Raw genomic sequence first — 2,295 nt, 5'->3', positions numbered from 1 at the left:
ACACAAGCAATAAGGGTTTTTGGTTATATTATGACGAAATTAATACCAAGGCAAGATACTTTTATGTTTTTTCTAGATGAATGTATGGAATACACAGGCTATAAAGGCAAAAACAGTATTTATATTGGTCTTACTAGTTTAGTAGAAAACAATATAATTGCGAGGGGTAGAAATGATAGCCATTATTTTATAAATCCAATGGTAGCGTTTAATGGGGATAGAGTAACGTTTGCAAAAACTTATATAAAAAAGCAATCAAACAAAATAAAACAAGTTGACCCAGCTCAAACAAATATTTTGGACGCAATAGCTGAAGCCGAAAACCAATAAACTTGCTTTGTTCGGAAAAGAAGAAAACCTAATATTTTTGCCTTAGGCAAAACTTGTTAGGTTTTTTAGCATTTTAGAACAAAGCAAGTTTGATATATTGTTACATTGTTATAATGTTATATCGCTTCGCTATCCTCATTTTTATAAAAGGTTTTTGAGCTGCAGAAAAACCTTTTATAAAAATCGAGGTTACAAAATTACATTTCTGCTTTTGGCGGTTACAATTTAAAATAAAAAAATGTAACCACTGATATTCAGCATATTATATAAAAAAAGAAAGCATCACTAAATTTAGTGATGCCTTGCTTCGTTCGTCAGGATTTGGCGCTTTTAAGTTGCACCTCTGCAGAGCTTATATCTTCCTCACCGACGAGCCAAAGATATAAAATTTAAAAACAAATTTCCTATTTTTTCACGCATTTTTTTCGTCATTTCCGTACCTTTGATTTTTATAAGGTATAGAACACTAGACTTTACTTTGCTTCGCTCCGTAAAATCGTGGTCTCTACGAGGTTCAAAAAATGAGAAAAAATTTAGCATATGGCATACGCAGTTTACCACATGGAAAAGGGAAATTCTAGTTCTGGAGGAATAGGAAATCACATCGATAGAACAGAAGGGAAAGAGCATTCATATTTGCAAGCTGACCCAGCTCGTAAAAATTTGAATATTCATTTTGATGTTCACGAAAAGAGAAATAAAATTCCACTCCACGAAGCCATTGAGAAAAGAATTTCGGAAGGATACAAAGGCGAAAAAGCAATTCGGAAAGATGCCGTGAAATATTGCACTCACGTGCTGACAGGAAGCCACGAAAAAATGAAAGAGATTTTTGCAGACAAAGAAAAATCTAAAGAGTGGATTCAAGACAATTATAAATTTTTAGCCAAAGAATTTGGCAAAGAAAATATAGTTCGTTTTACACTTCATTTGGACGAAAAAACCCCGCATTTACACGCCGTAACGATTCCTTTGACAAACGATGGACGTTTGTCGGCCAAAGAAATTATTGGCAACAAACAATCGATGAAGAATTTTCAAACTCGCTATGCTGCTGAAATGGAAAAGTACGGTTTACAACGAGGAATTGAAAACACCGGAATCACCCACGAAAACGCCCAAGATTATTATTCGAGAATTGCAGAAGCCGAAAAAGAAGCTGTTTTAAGCCAAATAACAGCGCAAAAAAACATTTTAGGAGTTTTTACAGCTGAAAGTGTGTTAAAACTAGAATCGTCGCTTAAATCGGCTAATATGGCTTTAAAGATGAAAGATTACGAACTTAAAAAAAACGAAGAACGTTTAAAATTTTCATCCCAGGGAAAAGCTTCAGCTGAAAAAAAAGAACAGGTTGCCCTGGAGAGAACTAGAGAATTAAGAAAGGAAAATTTAAACCTCAACAATGAATTTAAAGACATTATTCGAAATCCTGAATTAACGGAAAAAGTAAGAACTCTTTTAATCGAAAAAGAACGTGAAATTGAAGTCCAAAAAGGACAAAATAAAGGACGTGGATTTTCGCGATAAAAAGGGGTTATAAAGAACTTAAGAAGTAAAAGGGGGTAAGTCGCTGATAATCAAACCCCATTAGTTCAAAGGGTTTGAACTGAGAGTTCAAAGGGTTAAAACTATTAGTTTAAATTTTTTAATGTTTTTTGAAACTACTAGTTTCTTTTTATTACATTAGCAGTCTAATTTTAAGCCGTAAAATTTAAACTATGAGTAATAAAAAAGAAAGTAAATTATCAAATTATGATAAGCATAAAGAGAATCCGTTTTTAAAAGAAGCAGTAGAACAAATTCAGCATAATATTGTAAAAAAATACAAGAGTACAGGAGGTACAAGTCAAAGCGCAATTTTACAAGCTGTAAATTCAGATGGAGAGTTAGTTGGTCATACTTCGTTTATTAGACAAATAGAAGTAGATGAAGAGCAATTCACGAAAATTTATTTGGCTCAATTTT

General features: G+C 32.8%; 3 protein-coding genes. All 3 read left to right on the top strand.

The window, feature by feature from the left end; all coding sequences use genetic code 11:
* Nucleotides 1–330: hypothetical protein (locus B0A67_RS25100; RefSeq protein WP_455423289.1), on the top strand; the 330-nt coding region annotated here is incomplete at its 5' end.
* 540 nt (nt 331–870) lie between these two features.
* The gene (gene mobV / locus B0A67_RS24600; protein ID WP_010891328.1) at nt 871–1,857 is read left to right on the top strand and encodes a MobV family relaxase; all 987 of its coding nucleotides are present in this window, start codon (nt 871–873) and stop codon (nt 1,855–1,857) included.
* Nucleotides 1,858–2,048: 191 nt separating this feature from the next.
* Nucleotides 2,049–2,295 (top strand): hypothetical protein (locus tag B0A67_RS24595; protein ID WP_455423288.1); only part of this gene is annotated, 247 nt, incomplete at its 3' end.

It is taken from the genome of Flavobacterium aquidurense, from assembly GCF_002217195.1.
Lineage (GTDB): Bacteria > Bacteroidota > Bacteroidia > Flavobacteriales > Flavobacteriaceae > Flavobacterium > Flavobacterium frigidimaris.
This window is presented reverse-complemented; position numbering and strand designations above follow the sequence as displayed.